This is a genomic window from Methylosinus sp. Sm6, assembly GCF_019802345.1.
Lineage (GTDB): Bacteria > Pseudomonadota > Alphaproteobacteria > Rhizobiales > Beijerinckiaceae > Methylosinus.
The window spans coordinates 1-538 of sequence record NZ_JAINDZ010000155.1 but is presented as its reverse complement, the minus strand read 5'-3'; the positions used below and the strand labels follow the sequence as shown (position 1 = coordinate 538).

Sequence of the window (538 nt, the reverse complement as noted above, 5' to 3'; positions counted from 1 at the left end):
TGCCGATAGTTCAGCAGCGCCGAAAACAATGGGGTCGGCGCGACGACGCCGCTGCAGCGCTGCGCCAGCGACAGCGGCGCGCTCTCGTGACGCATCAGATCGAGCAGCAGCGCATGCGTGCGCCGCACCCCGCTCGCCGCCGCTTCCGACCCGATCCGTATTCGCGCCGGCAGAGTATTGATGAATATGCCGAGCGTGCGGCTCGTTCTCTCCCCGCCCTCGGTTCTGCCGGACAAGACCGTGCCGAAAACCACATCCGCGCGGCCGCAGATGCGCGAGAGAACCAGCGCGAAGGCCTGATGGAACAGGCTCGCCGCGCCGACGCCGAGCGCGCGCGCGCAGGCTCGCGCCCTCGCCGCCAAATCCGCATCGAGATCGATCTCGGCTTCGCCGACGCAGGAGCCGTCGCCGCGCACATTGGAAAGGCCGAAGGGAATGGTCGGCTCGCTCACATCGCTCAACATTCGCGCAAAGAACGCCTCCTGCTGCGCTCGGTCGGCGCCCGATCGCGCTCTCGCGACAAAATCGCGGAACGGCG

1 protein-coding gene is annotated in these 538 nt (G+C 68.0%); it reads right to left on the bottom strand.

Going from position 1 to position 538, the window contains the following annotated elements; all coding sequences use genetic code 11:
• A partial coding sequence (locus K3F48_RS24035) for a condensation domain-containing protein (protein ID WP_222577954.1) occupies window positions 1-538 on the bottom strand: 538 nt, incomplete at both ends.